Source organism: Actinocrispum wychmicini, assembly GCF_004345645.1.
Classification (GTDB): Bacteria; Actinomycetota; Actinomycetes; order Mycobacteriales; family Pseudonocardiaceae; genus Kibdelosporangium; species Kibdelosporangium wychmicini.
Genome location: NZ_SLWS01000008.1, coordinates 456964 through 473026 on the forward strand (window position 1 = coordinate 456964; position 16063 = coordinate 473026).

Sequence of the window (16063 nt, forward strand, 5' to 3'; positions counted from 1 at the left end):
CACCGTACAGCACAATAGGACCATGAACGGGCGGGCGTTTCTGGAGAAGGTGGCCAAGGAGCAGCTTGCCGGCGGGAAGGGAATGGTCAACCGCTGGGAGATCCAGGGCATCGCCCGCGGCCTGGTCGCCGCCGGCGTGCTCGACCAGCAGGACGCCGACCAGGTGATGACCTGGCTGCGGACCAAGATGACCGAGGCCGGCATGCTCAAGGTCGTCACGCTCGGTGGCCAGGGCACGGTCTCCACGAGCATGCCCGTCGCCCGGGTCCCGGCCGGCGCGGTCGCCGAACGTCCGCCGCTGCCGGTGCTGAAGCGGGTGGTGTCGCTGGCCGGCAGGTCGTTCACGATCGCCGACAAGACACTGCACCTGGTGAGCCTGGAGGTCTGGTCCACCATGCTCGTCGTGCGCACCGCCCGCACCTACGACGAGGACGACCAGCCGAAGTACCTGGACGCCCGGCTGCGCTGGCGCGGCTGGGACGACCAGGGCACCGAGTACCGCAGCAACAGCAGCACCGGATCGCTGTGGCCGCAGCTCATCGTCGACAACCGGATGTACGAGCCCGGTCCGCCGGACGACGCCCGGATCTTCACCGTGGTGGCCGAACATCCGACCGCGCAGGCGGTCGTCGAACTTCCTCTCACATCCGACTGAACCGCCCGGAGAGGGGGCGCGTAGTAGTACGCGTTCGCATTTCTCCGCATTGAGGGGCGGGTTCAATGGTGATAATGCGACTCGGCCTTGTCGTCGGCGCGGGACTTTTGCTGTTCTCGCCGAATGTTCTCGCCGCGACGGACACCACTCCGCCGTCGGCACCGCAGAACTTTCGGCAGATCGGTTCTTTCGCCGGAAGACAGGTACTCGGATGGGACGCGTCCACCGACAACTCGGGCAGTATCAACCACTACTCGGTCCTGGTGAACGGATCCCAAGCGTACCGGCCGCGAACGACGTCGGTGAACGTCGACGATCTGGTGCGGTACTGCCACGCCTTACCTGGCCGTACCTACACCATCGCGGTTCAGGCCGTTGACCCGTCTGGGAACCATTCGGCGTCGAGTGCGCCGTTGCAGGTGATGGTGTCCTAGGGGCGGTGAGCGCTGCCGTCGTGCCTCTCAGGAAGAGCCCAGCGGTCGTGGTGGCCGGGCTCTGCAGGGTGGGTGGCCGGCGGCAGCGCTCTCGTCAAATCCCACGTCGGGCGCTTCTGTTTGAACCGACGAAAAGAACTGTGCCAGGCGGTGCCACGACTCAAGTCGGAAGAAATTTCGCAGATCGTGGAAACTGTCGGATTCATGTCAACTAAGTTGGGCACGTGAGCGAGATCAGAGTGGCCCGGCCGGATGACACCGACGCACTGTACAAGGTCTGTCTCGAGACGGCTGACGACGGCGGCGACGGCACTGAACTGTTCGACGATCCGCAGCTCGTCGGCCATATTTTCGCGGCGCCTTACCCGATTTTCGAGCCGTCCCTCGCGTTCGTCGCAGAAGATGGGGCCGGGGTCGGCGGCTACATCATCGGCGCCCTGGACACCCTGGCTTTCGGCGAGACGCTGGAACGTGAGTGGTGGCCGAAGTTGCGCGCCCGGTACCCGCTGGACGGCGAGTACGGCGAGCACGACCGGCGGATGGTTGACCTCATCCACAACCCGCCGCCACCGCCGGACGTGGCGTACCCGGGCCACCCGTCCCACCTGCACATCGACATCGTCGCCCGGATGCAGGGCGAAGGACTCGGCGTCCGGTTCATGGACACGATGTTCGCCGCGCTGCGGGCCCATGGCTCGCCAGGCGTGCACCTGGGGGTCTGGGCCCGCAACACCCGGGCGATCGGCTTCTACCGCCATCTCGGCCTGACCGAACTGACCGCGACGGACGACTTCATCATCTTCGGCGCGCGGTTCTAGCCCCTGCGCGTCTCGTTGAGGAGATCGGCCACGGCGGCGATCGCGCGCAGGGTGGGCACGTCGGCGCCGGTCAGGTCGGCCAGTTCGACCACCGCGTTGGTGATCACGTCCAGTTCCAGCGGCTTGCCCTTCTCCAGGTCCTGCAGGGTGGACGTCCTGTGGTCGCCGATCCGTTCCGCGCCGGCCAGCCTGCGCTCGATCGAGATCTCCGGGCGGGACCCCACCCGGGCGGCGACCTCCAGGGTCTCGCGCATCATCCGCGTCACCAACTGGCGGGCGGCGTGGTGTTCGCAGATCGCGGCCATGGTGGCCCGGGACAGCGCGCTGATCGGGTTGAACGCGATGTTGCCCATCAGCTTGATCCAGATGTCGTCGCGCAGGTCCGGCTCGACCGGGCACTTGAGGCCGCCGGCCACCATGGCGTCGGCGAACTCCCGGCACCGCGCCGACACGGACCGGTCCGGTTCGCCGATGGAGAAGCGGGTGCCCTCCAGGTGCCGGATCACTCCGGGCTGTTCGATCTCGGTCGCCGCGTAGACCACGCAGCCGACGGCACGTTCGACGGGCAGCGCCCGGCTGACCGCGCCGTCCGGGTCCACGCTCTCGATCCGGTGGTCCGCCCACGGTCCGGGCAGGCCGTGGAAGTACCAGTACGGGATGCCGTTCTGGGCCGTGATGAGCGTGGTCGTCTCGTGCAGCAACGGCTGGACCATCGGTCCGGCCGTGGCGTACTGGTTGGCTTTGAGTCCGAGGAAGACGTGGTCGACCGGGCCCACTTCCTCCGGGTCGTCGGTTGCGTACGGGCGCACCTCGAAGTCCCCGCGGGGACTGAGCACCCTGAGTCCCGACGCCTTGATCGCCCGCAGATGGGGTCCGCGGGCGATCAGGGAGACCTCGACTCCAGCTCGGTGGAGCCCGGCTCCGACATACGCGCCGATGGCACCGGCGCCAAGAACAGCGACTCTCACAGGCGGCTCCGTTCTTGCGTCGATAGTGTATTCAGTATACTGTTTACGTATCTTCGGTCAACGGCGTCGAGGAGTGCCCGGTGGGTAGGCGAGAGCGATGTGGGTGATGGCCACAGCCGGCCACGCCGAGAGCGGCAAGTCCACACTGGTGCACCGCCTCACCGGGATGCCGCCGGTCGCCGGCTCGGCGTGGACCGCCCTGCCGTCCGGACGCATGGTCGAACTCGTCGACATGCCGGCCGACTCGACCATCACCGGGTTGTGCCCGGTGTCCGCGGTGCTGTTCGTGGTCGCCGCCGACGCGGGCTGGCTGCCCCAGTCCGGCGAGCACCTGGCCGCTCTCCAGGCGCTCGCCATCCGGCACGGCCTGCTGGTGATCACCCGCAGCGACCTGGCCGACCCGCTGCCCGCGTTACGCCGGGCCCGTGCCGAACTGGCCGGCACCAGCCTCGCCGAGGCCGAGCCGGTCATCGTCAGTTCCCTTACCGGCCAAGGTATCGACGACTTACGCCAAGCCGTGGACCGGCTCGCCGACCGGATGCCGCCGCCCGACCCGGACGCGGTCGTCCGGCTCTGGGTGGACGAGGCCACCGGCACGTCCGTCACCGGCACGCTGCCCGCCGGCACATTGCATACCGGCGACGAACTCGTGGTGGCGCCGACCGGGCGACGGGTCAAGGTCGAGTCGCTCGAATGGCTCGGCCGGTCCACCTCCGAGGTGCCCGCCGCCGGCCGGGTCGCGGTCAGTTTGGGCGGCGGCGACCGCCGCCGGGTCCGTCCCGGCCAGGCGCTGGTGAGTGTCGGCCGGTGGCGGTTCGTGTCCGTGATCGACGTGCGGCTGAGCACGCTCGACCGGTCCGGCATGCCCGCGCGGGAACTGGTCCTGCACGTCGGGTCGGCGGCGGTCGCAGCGCGGGTCCGTCATCTCGGGCCGGCGGTCGCCCGGTTGACGCTCGAGTCCGCTTTGCCGTTGCGGATCGGGGATTCCGGCCTGCTGCGCGACCCCGCGAGGCACCGCGTGATCGCGGGGGTGACCGTGCTGGACATCCTGCCTCCGGTCCTACGGACGGACGCGGTCGTCGACCGTGCCGTCGAACTGTCCAAACGCGACATCACCACGGACGGTCTGGCGGAGTTACGGCGGCGCGGCATGGTCCGCAAGAGTGACCTGGTGGCCATGGGCTGTACCGTCCCGCGCGCGCCTTCAGTGGGGGATTGGCTGTTCGACCCCGACCGGTTCCAGAAGTTACGCGGCGCGCTGCTGGCCGCCGTGCAGGACTACGCCGGCACCCATCCGGACGACCCGGCCATGCCGAAACCCCTTGCGGCGCAAGCGCTTGGCCTGCCTGACCGGCGACTGGTCGAGCCGTTGGCGCGGGCCTCGCGCGGCCTCGGTGTCCGGATGCTCGCCGGTCGGTTGGTCATCGGGCCACGGGACGCGCTGGAGACTGTATGCGATGCGCTCGCGCTTGACCCGTTCGCCGCGCCCGAACGACCCAGGCTGAACGAGTTGGGGCTCACCGCGAGACGGCTCGACTCGGCGGTGGCCCGGGGGATCCTGATCTGCCTCGCCGACGGCGTGTACCTCCGGCCGGAGGCCGTCGACCTGGCCGCGGCCGCCCTGCGCGACCTGCCCGAACGGTTCACCGTGGCCGAGGTCCGCACTGTGTTGCGCACCAGCCGGCGGGTGGCCGTGCCACTGCTTGAACTGCTCGACGTCCAGGGGGTGACCGAGCGGCTCGACACCAGCCAACGGCGGCTGAAGGGATGGCGGGAATGAACGTGATCACCGAGTGGACCGACCTCGCCGCCGCCGAACTGGGTGTGCCGGCCATGGAGTTGGACACGGCGAAGGTCCTCACGTTGTCGAGATATGTGGCGCGGGACGTCTGCGGGGCCGCCGCGCCACTCACGTTCTACCTGGTCGGGATCGCGGTCGGCCGCGGTATGTCGCTGGTCGAGGCGGTTACGCGGGTGTCCGCCCTGGTGGAGCGCTGGCGCGGGGTCGACTGGCGGGACTGAGGCTCTGGACAGCGGACGGGAACGCATGCACTATGACGTCCATACGGTATGCAGTATCCAGAAGATCGAGGAGATGACCACAGATGGCACAACCGGCCCAAGTCGTGCCCGACAGCGAGGCCGCTGAGCCCGAGATGATCTCCGGTGGTCACCTCGTGGCGAAGGCGCTGAGGGCGGAGGGCGTCGACGTCATCTTCACCCTGTGCGGCGGCCACATCATCGACATCTACGACGGCTGCGTCGACGAGGGCATCGAGGTCGTCGACGTACGGCACGAGCAGGTGGCGGCGCACGCGGCCGACGGCTACGCGCGGATCACCGGCAAGCCCGGCTGCGCGGTCGTCACCGCCGGCCCAGGCACGACCGACGCGGTCACCGGCGTCGCGAACGCCCTGCGCGCGGAGAGCCCGATGCTGCTGATCGGCGGCCAGGGTGCGTTGAGCCAGCACAAGATGGGCTCACTGCAGGACCTGCCGCACGTCGACATGATGGCCCCGATCACCAAGTTCGCCGCGACCGTCCCGCACACCGAACGCGTCGCGGACCTGGTGTCCATGGCGTTCCGCGAGTGCTTCAACGGCGCCCCTGGGCCGTCGTTCCTGGAGATCCCGCGCGACATCCTCGACGGACGCGTCCCGCTGGCCAAGGCCCGTGTCCCCGAGACGGGCCGCTACCGCGCCTCCACCCGGTCGGTCGGCGACCCCGCGGACATCGAGCGCCTGGCCGACCTGATCGCACACTCCGAGAAGCCGTGCGTGCTGCTGGGCAGCCAGGTCTGGACGACGCGCGGCAGTGACGACGCCATCGACTTCGTTCGCACCCTGAACATCCCGGCGTTCATGAACGGCTCCGGCCGGGGCACCCTGCCGCCCGGCGACCCGCACCACCTGCAGCTGGCGCGCCGGTACGCGTTCCAGAACGCCGACCTGATCATCATCGTCGGCACCCCGTTCGACTTCCGGATGGGTTACGGCAAAAGGCTTTCGGCGTCGGCCACGGTCGTGCAGATCGACCTGGACTACCGTACGGTCGGCAAGAACCGGGACGTCGACCTCGGCATCGTCGGCGACGCCGGCGCGGTGCTCGCCGCGGTCACCCAGGCTACGTCCGGCCGGACCAGCACGGGCGCGGCGAACCGCAAGGCATGGCTGGAGGAGCTGCGGGGCGTTGAGGACGCGGCGTACCAGAAACGCCTGCCGCGCCAGCTGTCCGACGCCAGCCCGATCGACCCGTACCGGCTGGTGCACGAGATCAACGAGTTCCTCACCGAGGACTCCATCTACATCGGCGACGGCGGCGACATCGTCACGTTCTCCGGCCAGGTCGTGCAGCCCAAGTCGCCCGGCCACTGGATGGACCCCGGTCCACTGGGGACACTGGGGGTCGGCGTCCCCTTTGTGATGGCCGCCAAGTACGCCCGGCCGGACAAGGAGGTCGTCGCGCTGTTCGGCGACGGCGCGTTCTCGTTGACAGGCTGGGACTTCGAGACACTCGTCCGGTTCAACCTGCCGTTCGTGGGCGTCGTCGGGAACAACTCGTCGATGAACCAGATCCGGTACGGCCAGATCGCCAAGTACGGCGAGGGCCGCGGCCGGGTCGGCAACACGCTCGGCGACGTCCGTTACAGCGAGTTCGCCAAGATGCTCGGCGGTTACGGCGAGGAAGTGCGCGATCCCCAGGACATCGGTCCCGCGCTGCGCCGGGCCCGGGAGTCCGGCAAACCGTCCCTGATCAACGTCTGGGTCGACCCGGAGGTCTACGCCCCGGGCACGATGAACCAGACAATGTACAAATAGGACCACGGACACATAGGAGAGCGAGATGGGCAAGGCACTCGACGGCATCCGCGTGCTGGACTTCACACACGTGCAGTCCGGGCCCTCGGCCACCCAGATCCTGGCCTGGCTCGGTGCGGACGTGGTCAAGGTGGAGGCGCCGACCGGGGACATCACCCGTGGGCAGCTGCGCGATCTGCCCAATGTGGACAGTCTGTACTTCACCATGCTCAACTGCAACAAGCGCAGTATCACGCTGAACATGAAGAGCGAGCGCGGCAAGCAGCTGTTCGTCGACATGATCGGCAAGTTCGACGTGATGGTGGAGAACTTCGGCCCCGGCGCGGTCGACCGGATGGGCTTCCCCTGGGAGAAGCTGCGGGAACTGAACCCGCGCCTCGTCTACGCGTCCATCAAGGGGTTCGGCGAAGGCCCGTACACGCACTACAAGGCGTACGAGGTCGTCGCGCAGGCCATGGGCGGCTCGATGAGCACCACCGGTTTCGACGACGGCCCGCCGCTCGCGACCGGCGCCCAGATCGGCGACTCCGGCACCGGAATGCACGTCGTGGCCGGCATTCTGGCCGCGTTGTTCCAACGTGAACAGACCGGGCGCGGCCAGCGGGTGACCGTGGCGATGCAGCACGCGGTGCTGAACCTGTGCCGGGTCAAGCTGCGCGACCAGCAGCGGCTGGCGCACGGTCCGTTGAAGGAGTACCCGAACAAGGAGTTCGGCGACACGGTTCCACGGTCCGGCAACGCCTCCGGCGGCGGCCAGCCCGGCTGGGCGGTCAAGTGCGCGCCCGGCGGCCCGAACGACTACGTGTACGTGATCGTCCAGCCGATCGGGTGGGGGCCGATCACCCAGCTGATCGGCCGGCCGGAACTGGCCGAGGACCCCGAGTGGGCCACCCCGGCGGCCCGGCTGGACAAGCTGGACAAGCTGTTCCAGCTGATCGAGGACTGGTCGAGCAACCACGGCAAGTGGGATGTGCTTGCCGCGCTGAACAGTCACAACATCCCCTGTGGACCGATTCTGTCCACTCAGGAGATAGTGGCCGATGAGTCGTTGCGCGCCAACGAGATGGTCGTTCAGGTGCCGCATCCGGAGCGCGGCGAGTTCACCACGGTCGGCATGCCGATCAAGCTGTCCGACTCGCCCGCCGAAGTCGACCGTTCGCCGCTGCTGGGCGAGCACAACAAGGACATCTACGTCCACGAGCTGGGTGTCGCCGAAGCGGAGCTGGCTGAGCTCGCCGCGAACGGAGTGATCTGATCTCATGACTTACGACGCCGAGACCGTCCGGGAGATCTTGGGCAAGGCGCGGGCTGAGGGCCGGGAGGCGCTGACCGCGCCTGAGGGCAAGCGCGTGTGCGACGCATACAGTATTCCGACACCCGGCGAGGGGTTGGCGACCACTGCGGACGAGGCTCTCGTGTTGGCCGAGGAGATCGGCCTCCCGGTCGTGTTGAAGATCGTCTCACCGGACATCCTGCACAAAACCGAGGCCGGCGGTGTCCTCGTCGGAGTGTCTTCTGTAGAAGACATTCGATCCGGATTCGATACGATCGTCGCGAATGCCAAGAAGTACAACAGTGACGCCGTGATCAATGGCGTACAGGTGCAGCAGATGGTCGGCGGCGGCTATGAGGTCATCATCGGCGCCACCACCGACCCGACATTCGGCAAGGTCGTCGCGTTCGGTCTCGGTGGCGTGCTGGTGGAGGTGCTCAAGGACATCACGTTCCGGTTAGCCCCGCTGGACCAGGCGGAAGCGTTGTCCATGGTGGACGGAATCGCCGCGGCCGAGGTGCTCAAGGGCGCGCGCGGTGCCGAACCGGTGGACGCCGACGTCCTCGCGAACGTGATCCGCCGGGTGTCCGAGCTGGTGTCGGACTTCCCGGAGATCGCCGAGTTCGACCTGAACCCGGTGTTTGCCAGCGCGTCCGGCGCGGTTGCCGCGGACGTGCGGATCATCCTGTCCACCGGTCCTGTGCAGGAGCGCAGGCGCATCGCACCGGACGAGATCCTGCGCGTGATGACGCGGCTGATGAACCCGAAGTCGGTGGCCGTGATCGGTGCGTCCGCCGAGACCGGCAAGATCGGCAACTCGGTGATGAAGAACCTGATCAACGGCGGCTTCGCGGGCGAGATCCACCCGATCAACCCGAAGGCCGACGAGATCCTCGGCAAGAAGGCGTATCCGTCGATCACGGCCGTGCCGGGTGACGTCGACGTGGCCGTGTTCGCGATCCCGGCCAAGTTCGTGCCCGCCGCGCTGGAGGAGTGCGGCGACAAGAACGTGCCGGCGGCGGTGCTGATCCCGTCCGGCTTCGGCGAGACCGGGAACCACGAACTGCAGGAGCGGATCGTGGAGATCGGGCAGCGGCGCGGCATCCGGATGCTCGGCCCGAACATCTACGGCTACTACTACACCCCGCAGAACCTGTGTGCGACATTCTGTACACCGTATGACGTCAAGGGCGGCGTGGCGCTGTCGTCGCAGAGCGGCGGCATCGGCATGGCCATCCTCGGGTTCGCCCGGTCCACCAAGATGGGTGTGTCCGCGATCGTCGGCCTGGGCAACAAGGCGGACGTGGACGAGGACGACCTGATCACGTACTTCGAGCAGGACGACAACACCAACGTCGTCGCCATGCACCTGGAAGACCTCAAGGACGGCCGCGCGTTCGTCGAAGCCGCTCAGCGCACGATCAGGAAGAAGCCGATCATCGTCCTCAAGGCCGGCCGCACGGCCATGGGCGCGCGGGCGGCCAGCTCGCACACCGGCGCCCTGGCCGGCGACGACAAGGTTTACGACGACATCCTCAAGCAGGCCGGCGTCATCCGCGCGCCTGGTCTCAACGACATGCTGGAGTACGCCCGTGGCGTGCCCCTGCTGCCCACCCCACAAGGCGAGAACGTCGTGATCATCACCGGCGCCGGCGGCTCGGGCGTGCTGCTGTCCGACGCCGTGGTCACCGAAGGACTGTCCTTGATGGACATCCCGCCGGACCTGGACGAGGCGTTCCGCAAGTTCATCCCGCCGTTCGGCGCGGCCGGCAACCCGATCGACATCACCGGCGGCGAACCACCGTCCACGTACGAGGCGACCATCCGACTGGGTCTGGAAGACCCGCGGATCCACGCGTTGATCCTCGGCTACTGGCACACCATCGTCACCCCGCCGATGGTGTTCGCCGAGGTGACGGCCCGGGTCGTGGCGGCGGCCCGGGCCAAGGGGATCGACAAGCCGGTGGTCGCCTCGCTGGCCGGTGACGTCGAGGTGGAACGCGCCTCCGAGTACCTCTACGAGCGACGGATCGTGGCGTACCCGTACACCACTGAGAAGCCCGTCGCCGTGCTCGGCGCCAAGTACCGCTGGGCTCGCGCGGCGGGCCTGCTGAAACTCCCGAGGTGATAGCTGGGCATTGTGCACAGTCGGCGGCCGTTGACTGGGCGCTTTGCACACTGACGAGCCGGTGACCGGCGCATACGGTAGCCCTTATACAGGGGCCAGCTGTAGCGGGAGGTCACCATGGCGTCGTCCGTCGGCGTTGACGACTTTGCCACGACAAGAGTTCCCTTAGGCGCGCGGTATTCGTGGTGGTCGGTCGCGGTACAGCGGTTCGGTCAGATCTCCGCGCTCAGCCAGTTCCTGCTCGGCGCCACGCTCGGCTTCGGCATGAAGTTCTGGGACGCCTTCCTCGCGCTCACCCTGGGCGCGGTCATTCTTGAGGTCGTCGCGATCTTCGTCGGGATCATGGGGGTCCGGGAGGGACTGTCCACGTCGATGCTCGCCCGGTGGACCGGGTTCGGGCGGGCCGGGTCGGCGCTGATCGGGCTGGCCATCGGGATCAGCCTGATCGGGTGGTTCGGCATACAGTCGGCAGTATCCGCGCAAGGGCTGGCGTTGCTGGTGGGCGGGCTGCCGGCGTGGGCGTGGTCACTGGTGTTCGGCCTGCTGGTCACCGCGATCGTGCTGCGTGGGTTCCACTCCATGACGTGGACCGCATACGTCACTGTGCCCGCGTTCCTGATCCTGGTCGGCTGGTCGATCATCACCGAGCTGTCCCGGCACGACCTCGGTGGCCTGGTCGCGTCCGCGCCGGCCGGGCCGCAACTGACCCTGTTGCAGGGCACCACGCTGGTCGCGGGCGGGTTCATCGTGGGTGCCGTGATCACGCCGGACATGACCCGGTTCAACCGGTCCGCGGCGGACGTCGTCAAGCAGACACTGCTGGGGATCACGCTCGGCGAGTACGCCATCGGCCTGGCCGGTGTGCTGCTCGCGCACGCGGTGCGGTCGCCGGACATCACCACCATCGTCACGTCGTCGGTGGGCTGGGTGGGCATCCTGGTGGTCGTCGCCGGCACGGTCAAGATCAACGACTGGAACCTGTACTCGTCCGGGCTTGGCCTGGTGACGTTCGTCGGCACGGTGTTCGGCAGGCGCGTGAACCGTGGTGTCGCCACGGCCGTGGTCGGCGTCGTGGGCAGCGTGCTTGCCGCGGCCGGGATCCTGGACCAGTTCATCGAGTTCCTGACCGTGCTCGGGGTGGCGTTCCCGCCGATCGCCGGGATCATGGTCGCCGAGTACTTCGTGGTCCGGCGCTGGCGGGGCGACCTGGAGACGTCCCGCGCGACGGGGACCGTACCGCCGACCGCGCCCACATGGGTGCCCGCCACGCTCGTCATCTGGCTGGCCGCCGCGTTGTTCGGCAAGTTCGTCGAAGTGGGACTCGGCAGCATCAACTCGCTCGTGCTGGCGTTCGTGCTGTATGTGATCGCCGGACGGCTCGGCCTCGTGCGCGGAGTCGGTGTGAGTCGTACAGCAGAGCCTGTTTCGGTCTGAAACAAAGGAGACAGAGTGCGTATCGGCATCGACGTGGGCGGTACGAACACCGACGCCGTGCTGCTGGACGACCGCGCGGTGCTCGCCGCGGTGAAGACCAGCACGACTGAAGACGTCACCAGCGGCATTGTGGCTGCTGTAGACGGTCTACAACGGCAGCGGCCGTTCGTCCCCGCCGACGTGCGCGCGGTGATGATCGGCACCACCCACTTCATCAACGCCCTGGTGGAGGCCCGGCGGCTGGCGCCGACCGCGGCCGTCCGCCTCAGCCTGCCCGCGGGTGCGTCACTGCCGCCGATGGTGGACTGGCCGCAGCGGCTGGTCGACGCGATCTCGGGCCGTGGCTACCTGTGTCATGGCGGGCATGAGTTCGACGGCAGGCACATCGCCGAACTCGACGAGGCCGAGCTGCGCAAGGCCGCCGACGAGATGGGTCGCGCGGGCGTCCGCAGCGTCGCCATCACGTCGGTGTTCTCGCCGGTGAACGCGGAGTTCGAGACGCGGGCGGCCGAGATCATCGCGGCCGAGCTGCCGGCCGTGGCCATCTCGCTGTCCCACGAGATCGGCCGGATCGGGCTGCTGGAACGGGAGAACGCCACGGTCATCAACGCCGCCCTGCGGGAGTTGGCCGCGGGCATCGTGGACGGCCTGGCCGGCGCGATCGCCGGGGCGGGCATCACCGCGCCGCTGTACCTGAGCCAGAACGACGGCACGTTGATGGACGTCGACTTCGCCCGCCGCTACCCGGTCGCCACGTTCGCCTCCGGGCCGACGAACTCGATGCGCGGCGCCGCCGTACTGTCCGGTTTGGACACATGCGCGGTGGTCGACGTCGGCGGCACCACCACCGATGTCGGCGTGCTGCGGCAGGGGTTCCCGCGTGAGGCGACCACGGACGTGGACGTCGCCGGGATCCGGACCAACTTCCGGATGCCGGACGTGCTGTCGATCGGCCTCGGCGGCGGCAGCCGGATCCACGACGGTGACACCGTGGGCCCGGACTCGGTCGGCTTCGAGCTGACGTCGAAAGCCCTGGTCTTCGGTGGGAACACGCTCACCGCCACGGATATCGCGGTGGCCGCCGGCCGGGCCGACATCGGCGACCGCAGCCTGGTCGCGCACCTGGACCCCTCGCTTGTCCGTACCGCGTTGGACCGGATCGCGTCGGATGTGTCTGACGCGGTAGAACGGATGCGTACGTCGGCCGAGCCGTTGCCGGTGGTCGCGGTCGGCGGCGGATCCGCGTTGCTGCCGGACGAACTCACCGGCGCGGGCCAGGTGCACCGGCCGGAGAACTACGCCGTGGCCAACGCGATCGGCGCTGCGATCGCACAGATCGGCGGTGAGGTGGACCGGGTGTATGCGGTCGAACCGGGCCGCCGGGAGACTGTAGTCGACGAGGCCAAACAGGAGGCGGTGGACCGGGCGGTGGCCGCCGGCGCCAGCCCGGCCAGTGTGTCCATTGTGGACTTCGACGAGGTGCCGATTCCGTACCTGCCGGGCAACGCCACCCGGATCCGGGTGAAGGCCGTCGGCGAACTGCGACTGGGGAGCTGAACCGTGCGGGAGATCACGCTGTCCGATGTGGACGACATCGCGACGGGTGCGGCTGTCCTGGGCACCGGTGGCGGCGGGGACCCGCACATCGGCCGCCTGCTCGCCGGGGCCGCGCTGCGCGCGTACGGCACGGTTTCGATGGTGCCGTTGGACGAAGTCCCACCGGACGCCACGGTGATGCCTGTGGCGATGATGGGCGCGCCGACCGTGATGGTGGAGAAGGTGCCGTCCGTCGAACAGGCCGCGCAGGCGGCCGTCGCGCTGGCCAAGTACCTGGGCCGCGAGCTGACGCACATCGCGTGCGCCGAGGCAGGCGGGGTGAACTCGTTGATTCCCGTGGTCGCCGCCGCGCAGCTCGGCCTGCCGTTGGTGGACGCGGACGGTATGGGTCGGGCGTTCCCCGAGATCCAGATGGTGTTGCCGACCCTGTACGGGATCCGGGCCACACCGATGTCCATCGCGGACGAGAAAGGCAACCACGGGATACTGGATACAGTCGACAATAGGTGGGCCGAACGGCTGGCAAGGACCGCGACCGTGGAGATGGGCTGTTCGGCGATGATCAGCACGTACGCGATGACGGGCACGCAGGCGCGTGACTCGCTCGTGCCCGGCACGTTGAGCCTATGTGGCGAGCTCGGCGCGCTGGTGCGCGAGGCTCGTGCCGAGCACAGCGACCCGGTGGACGCCATCGTGACCCGGTTGGGCGGACGTCGGCTGTTCTCGGGCAAGGTGGTCGACGTCAGCCGCCGTACGTCGACCGGTTTCGCCGTCGGCACGGCCGAGCTGGCCGGTATGGACGGGTACGTGGGGAACCTGTTGCTGCGCTTCCAGAACGAACACCTGGTGGCCGAAGTGGACGGTACTGTGGTGGCGTCGGTGCCGGACCTGATCTGCGTGCTCGACCGTGAGACTGGCAAGGCCATCACGACCGAGGCGTTGCGGTTCGGGCAGCGGGTCGCCGTGATCTCGGCGCCCTCCGACCCGCGTTGGCACACCCCGGCCGGGCTCGAACTGGCGGGGCCGCGTTACTTCGGTTACGACCACGAGCCGGTGCGCGGATGAGCTGGTTGCTGACCGAGGACCATCTCGCCGACCTGGCCAGAGGCGCCGCCGTGCTGGGCACCGGTGGTGGCGGCGACCCGTACGTCGGCCGTCTGCTGGTGCGAGCCGCGATCAGGGAACACGGTCCGGTCACCGTGCTGGACCCGTCTGAAGTGGACGACGACAGTCTGGTCATCCCGACCGCGCAGATGGGCGCGCCCACTGTCGTGTTCGAGAAGATCCCGGCGGGCACCGAGGCCGTCACCGCGCTGCGGGCGCTGGAGGCCCGGCTGGGCAGGCGGGCCGCGGCGACCATGCCGATCGAGTGCGGCGGGATCAACTCGATGATCCCGCTGGTGGTCGGCGCCCGCACGGGCCTGCCCGTGGTGGACGCGGACGGCATGGGCCGCGCCTTCCCGGAACTGCACATGGAGACGTTCGGGGTGTACGGCGTCCCTGGGTCGCCAATGGCCATCGCGGGCGAACGCGGTGAGACAACGGTGATCGACACCGGCACTGACAACCGGCGAATGGAATGGCTGGCCCGCGGTGTGACGATCCGGCTCGGCGGGGTCGCGCACATCGCCGAGTACGCGATGTCCGGCTCGGAGGTCAAGCGTACGGCCATTCCACGCACGCTCACCCTCGCCCATACGGTCGGCAAAGCGATCCGCGAAGCCCGCTCGAACCACGAAGACCCGATAGCGCACCTCGGGTCCGTGTTGGGCGACACGCTGTACGGGCACATGCGCGTGTTGTTCCGCGGCAAGATCTCGGACGTCGAACGGCGTACCGAGGCCGGGTTCGCGCGCGGCCGGGCGGGTGCGGTGTCCTTCGACGGCGGGCACAAGCTGGAAGTGTTGTTCCAGAACGAGAATCTGGTGGCACTGGTGGATGACGAGGTCCGGTGCGTGGTGCCGGACCTCGTCTGTGTGCTGGACTCCGAACGGGCCGAGCCGATCACCACCGAGACCCTGCGGTACGGCCAACGGGTGACCGTGATCGGCATCTCCACCCCTGACCTGATGCGCACACCCGAAGCGTTGGCTACATTCGGCCCAGCCGCGTTCGGGCTGCCGTACGAGTTCCGGCCGGTGGAGGAGATCAATGCGTGACCAGACGGACACGTATCGGGACGCTCAGGAACTCGGCGTCGAGTTCCTGAGCGTTCGCGAGAATGGAAGGTGCGCGGCGCTGCGGATCGCACCCTGGTGATCATCGGCGGCGGGTCCGGGATCGGCCTGGCAGTGGCTCGCCAAGCGGTGGCCGCCGGCGCCCGGGTCGTGCTGGGCGGCAGGTCGGTGGCGACGCTCACCAAAGCGGCGGAGGAACTGGGCCCCGCGGCGACCTGGCGGGCCGTCGACAGCACCCAGCAGGCGTCCCTGGCCGGGTTCTTCGCCGGCATCGACCGGGTGGACCACCTGTTCACGCCGGGCGCGTCCTACCGGGTCGGGCCCATGCGCGAACTGTCCGACGAGGACGCGGCCAGCCCGTTCGTGTCGAAGTTCTGGGGCCAGTACCACGCCGTCAAGCACGCCGCCGCGAAGCTGTCCGCGGACGCGTCGATCGTGCTCATGTCCGGCGCGGCGAGTGTCCGGCCGCCTGGTCCGGCGCCCGCGTACGTGGCGTGCAACGCCGCGATCGAGGGGCTCGGCCGTGGCTTGGCGGTGGAGCTCGCGCCGGTCCGGGTGAACGTGGTCGCGCCGGGCACCATCGACGGCAACCTGTGGTCGACCCGGCCGGCGGCGCAGCGGGAGGCCGCGTTCGACCAGTACCGGCGGGCCACCTTGCTGCACCGGCTCGGCCGCGAGTCCGAAGTGGCCGATGCCGTGCTGTACCTGCTCACCAACGGGTACACCACCGGCTCCACGTTGTATCCGGACGGTGGTTACACGTTTCGGTGAGTCGGGCCGGGCTGTGCCGGCGGTTTTCGG

General features: G+C 68.7%; 14 protein-coding genes. 13 read left to right on the forward strand and 1 reads right to left on the reverse strand.

Annotated elements, in window-relative coordinates; all coding sequences use genetic code 11:
- Positions 1–22: 22 nt before the first annotated feature.
- The 3 genes from EV192_RS34995 to EV192_RS35005 all read left to right on the forward strand — a co-directional run bounded on the left by EV192_RS34995 (position 23) and on the right by EV192_RS35005 (position 1907).
- A complete protein-coding gene (locus EV192_RS34995) occupies positions 23–655 on the forward strand; it encodes a hypothetical protein (protein WP_132122868.1) in 633 nt (210 codons plus the stop codon).
- A gap of 74 nt (positions 656–729) precedes the next feature.
- Complete coding sequence (locus EV192_RS35000) at positions 730–1089, forward strand: fibronectin type III domain-containing protein (protein ID WP_132122869.1); 360 nt, start codon at positions 730–732, stop codon at positions 1087–1089.
- A 224-nt stretch (positions 1090–1313) separates the two neighbouring features.
- Positions 1314–1907, forward strand: coding sequence for a GNAT family N-acetyltransferase (locus tag EV192_RS35005; protein ID WP_132122870.1), 594 nt, complete (start codon positions 1314–1316; stop codon positions 1905–1907).
- On the opposite strand, the gene EV192_RS35010 is transcribed toward EV192_RS35005, so the two are convergent.
- Positions 1904–2875 carry a 2-dehydropantoate 2-reductase gene (locus EV192_RS35010; RefSeq protein WP_132122871.1) on the reverse strand — a complete coding sequence of 324 codons (972 nt, stop codon included), beginning with the start codon at positions 2873–2875 and terminating at the stop codon, positions 1904–1906. The genes EV192_RS35005 and EV192_RS35010 overlap by 4 nt on opposite strands.
- A gap of 106 nt (positions 2876–2981) precedes the next feature.
- On the opposite strand from EV192_RS35010, the gene EV192_RS35015 reads away from it, so the two are divergent.
- From EV192_RS35015 to EV192_RS35060, 10 genes are all read left to right on the forward strand, one after another.
- Positions 2982–4655, forward strand: coding sequence for a selenocysteine-specific translation elongation factor (locus EV192_RS35015; protein ID WP_243727264.1), 1674 nt, complete (start codon positions 2982–2984; stop codon positions 4653–4655).
- Positions 4652–4897 (forward strand): DUF6457 domain-containing protein, encoded by a 246-nt coding sequence (locus EV192_RS35020; protein WP_132122873.1) that lies wholly within the window; start codon positions 4652–4654, stop codon positions 4895–4897. Before EV192_RS35015 ends, EV192_RS35020 begins: the two co-directional genes overlap by 4 nt.
- Before the next feature lie 83 nt (positions 4898–4980).
- A complete protein-coding gene (locus tag EV192_RS35025) occupies positions 4981–6693 on the forward strand; it encodes a thiamine pyrophosphate-binding protein (protein WP_132122874.1) in 1713 nt (570 codons plus the stop codon).
- A gap of 25 nt (positions 6694–6718) precedes the next feature.
- Entirely contained in the window at positions 6719–7948 is a 1230-nt protein-coding gene (gene frc, locus EV192_RS35030; RefSeq protein ID WP_132122875.1) for a formyl-CoA transferase, read from the forward strand.
- 4 nt (positions 7949–7952) lie between these two features.
- The gene (locus tag EV192_RS35035) at positions 7953–10094 is read left to right on the forward strand and encodes an acetate--CoA ligase family protein (protein ID WP_132122876.1); all 2142 of its coding nucleotides are present in this window, start codon (positions 7953–7955) and stop codon (positions 10092–10094) included.
- Positions 10095–10211: 117 nt separating this feature from the next.
- On the forward strand, positions 10212–11528 hold the full coding sequence (locus tag EV192_RS35040) for a purine-cytosine permease family protein (protein ID WP_132122877.1): 1317 nt from the start codon (positions 10212–10214) through the stop codon (positions 11526–11528).
- Between the two features lie 15 nt (positions 11529–11543).
- Complete coding sequence (locus EV192_RS35045; RefSeq protein ID WP_132122878.1) at positions 11544–13085, forward strand: hydantoinase/oxoprolinase N-terminal domain-containing protein; 1542 nt, start codon at positions 11544–11546, stop codon at positions 13083–13085.
- 3 nt (positions 13086–13088) lie between these two features.
- The gene (locus tag EV192_RS35050) at positions 13089–14150 is read left to right on the forward strand and encodes a DUF917 domain-containing protein (protein ID WP_132122879.1); all 1062 of its coding nucleotides are present in this window, start codon (positions 13089–13091) and stop codon (positions 14148–14150) included.
- The gene (locus EV192_RS35055) at positions 14147–15244 is read left to right on the forward strand and encodes a DUF917 domain-containing protein (protein ID WP_132122880.1); all 1098 of its coding nucleotides are present in this window, start codon (positions 14147–14149) and stop codon (positions 15242–15244) included. Before EV192_RS35050 ends, EV192_RS35055 begins: the two co-directional genes overlap by 4 nt.
- Before the next feature lie 69 nt (positions 15245–15313).
- Positions 15314–16033, forward strand: coding sequence for an SDR family oxidoreductase (locus EV192_RS35060; RefSeq protein ID WP_132122881.1), 720 nt, complete (start codon positions 15314–15316; stop codon positions 16031–16033).
- Positions 16034–16063 lie beyond the last annotated feature (30 nt).

Excerpts from the sequence above, each read along its gene's own strand:
- EV192_RS34995 (WP_132122868.1), top strand. The coding sequence starts at position 23 with ATGAACGGGCGGGCGTTTCTGGAGAAGGTGGCCAAGGAGCAGCTTGCC.
- EV192_RS35025 (WP_132122874.1), top strand. The coding sequence starts at position 4,981 with ATGGCACAACCGGCCCAAGTCGTGCCCGACAGCGAGGCCGCTGAGCCC.
- EV192_RS35000 (WP_132122869.1), top strand. The coding sequence starts at position 730 with ATGCGACTCGGCCTTGTCGTCGGCGCGGGACTTTTGCTGTTCTCGCCG.
- frc (WP_132122875.1), top strand. The coding sequence starts at position 6,719 with ATGGGCAAGGCACTCGACGGCATCCGCGTGCTGGACTTCACACACGTG.
- EV192_RS35020 (WP_132122873.1), top strand. The coding sequence starts at position 4,652 with ATGAACGTGATCACCGAGTGGACCGACCTCGCCGCCGCCGAACTGGGT.
- EV192_RS35035 (WP_132122876.1), top strand. The coding sequence starts at position 7,953 with ATGACTTACGACGCCGAGACCGTCCGGGAGATCTTGGGCAAGGCGCGG.
- EV192_RS35015 (WP_243727264.1), top strand. The coding sequence starts at position 2,982 with ATGGCCACAGCCGGCCACGCCGAGAGCGGCAAGTCCACACTGGTGCAC.
- EV192_RS35040 (WP_132122877.1), top strand. The coding sequence starts at position 10,212 with ATGGCGTCGTCCGTCGGCGTTGACGACTTTGCCACGACAAGAGTTCCC.
- EV192_RS35055 (WP_132122880.1), top strand. The coding sequence starts at position 14,147 with ATGAGCTGGTTGCTGACCGAGGACCATCTCGCCGACCTGGCCAGAGGC.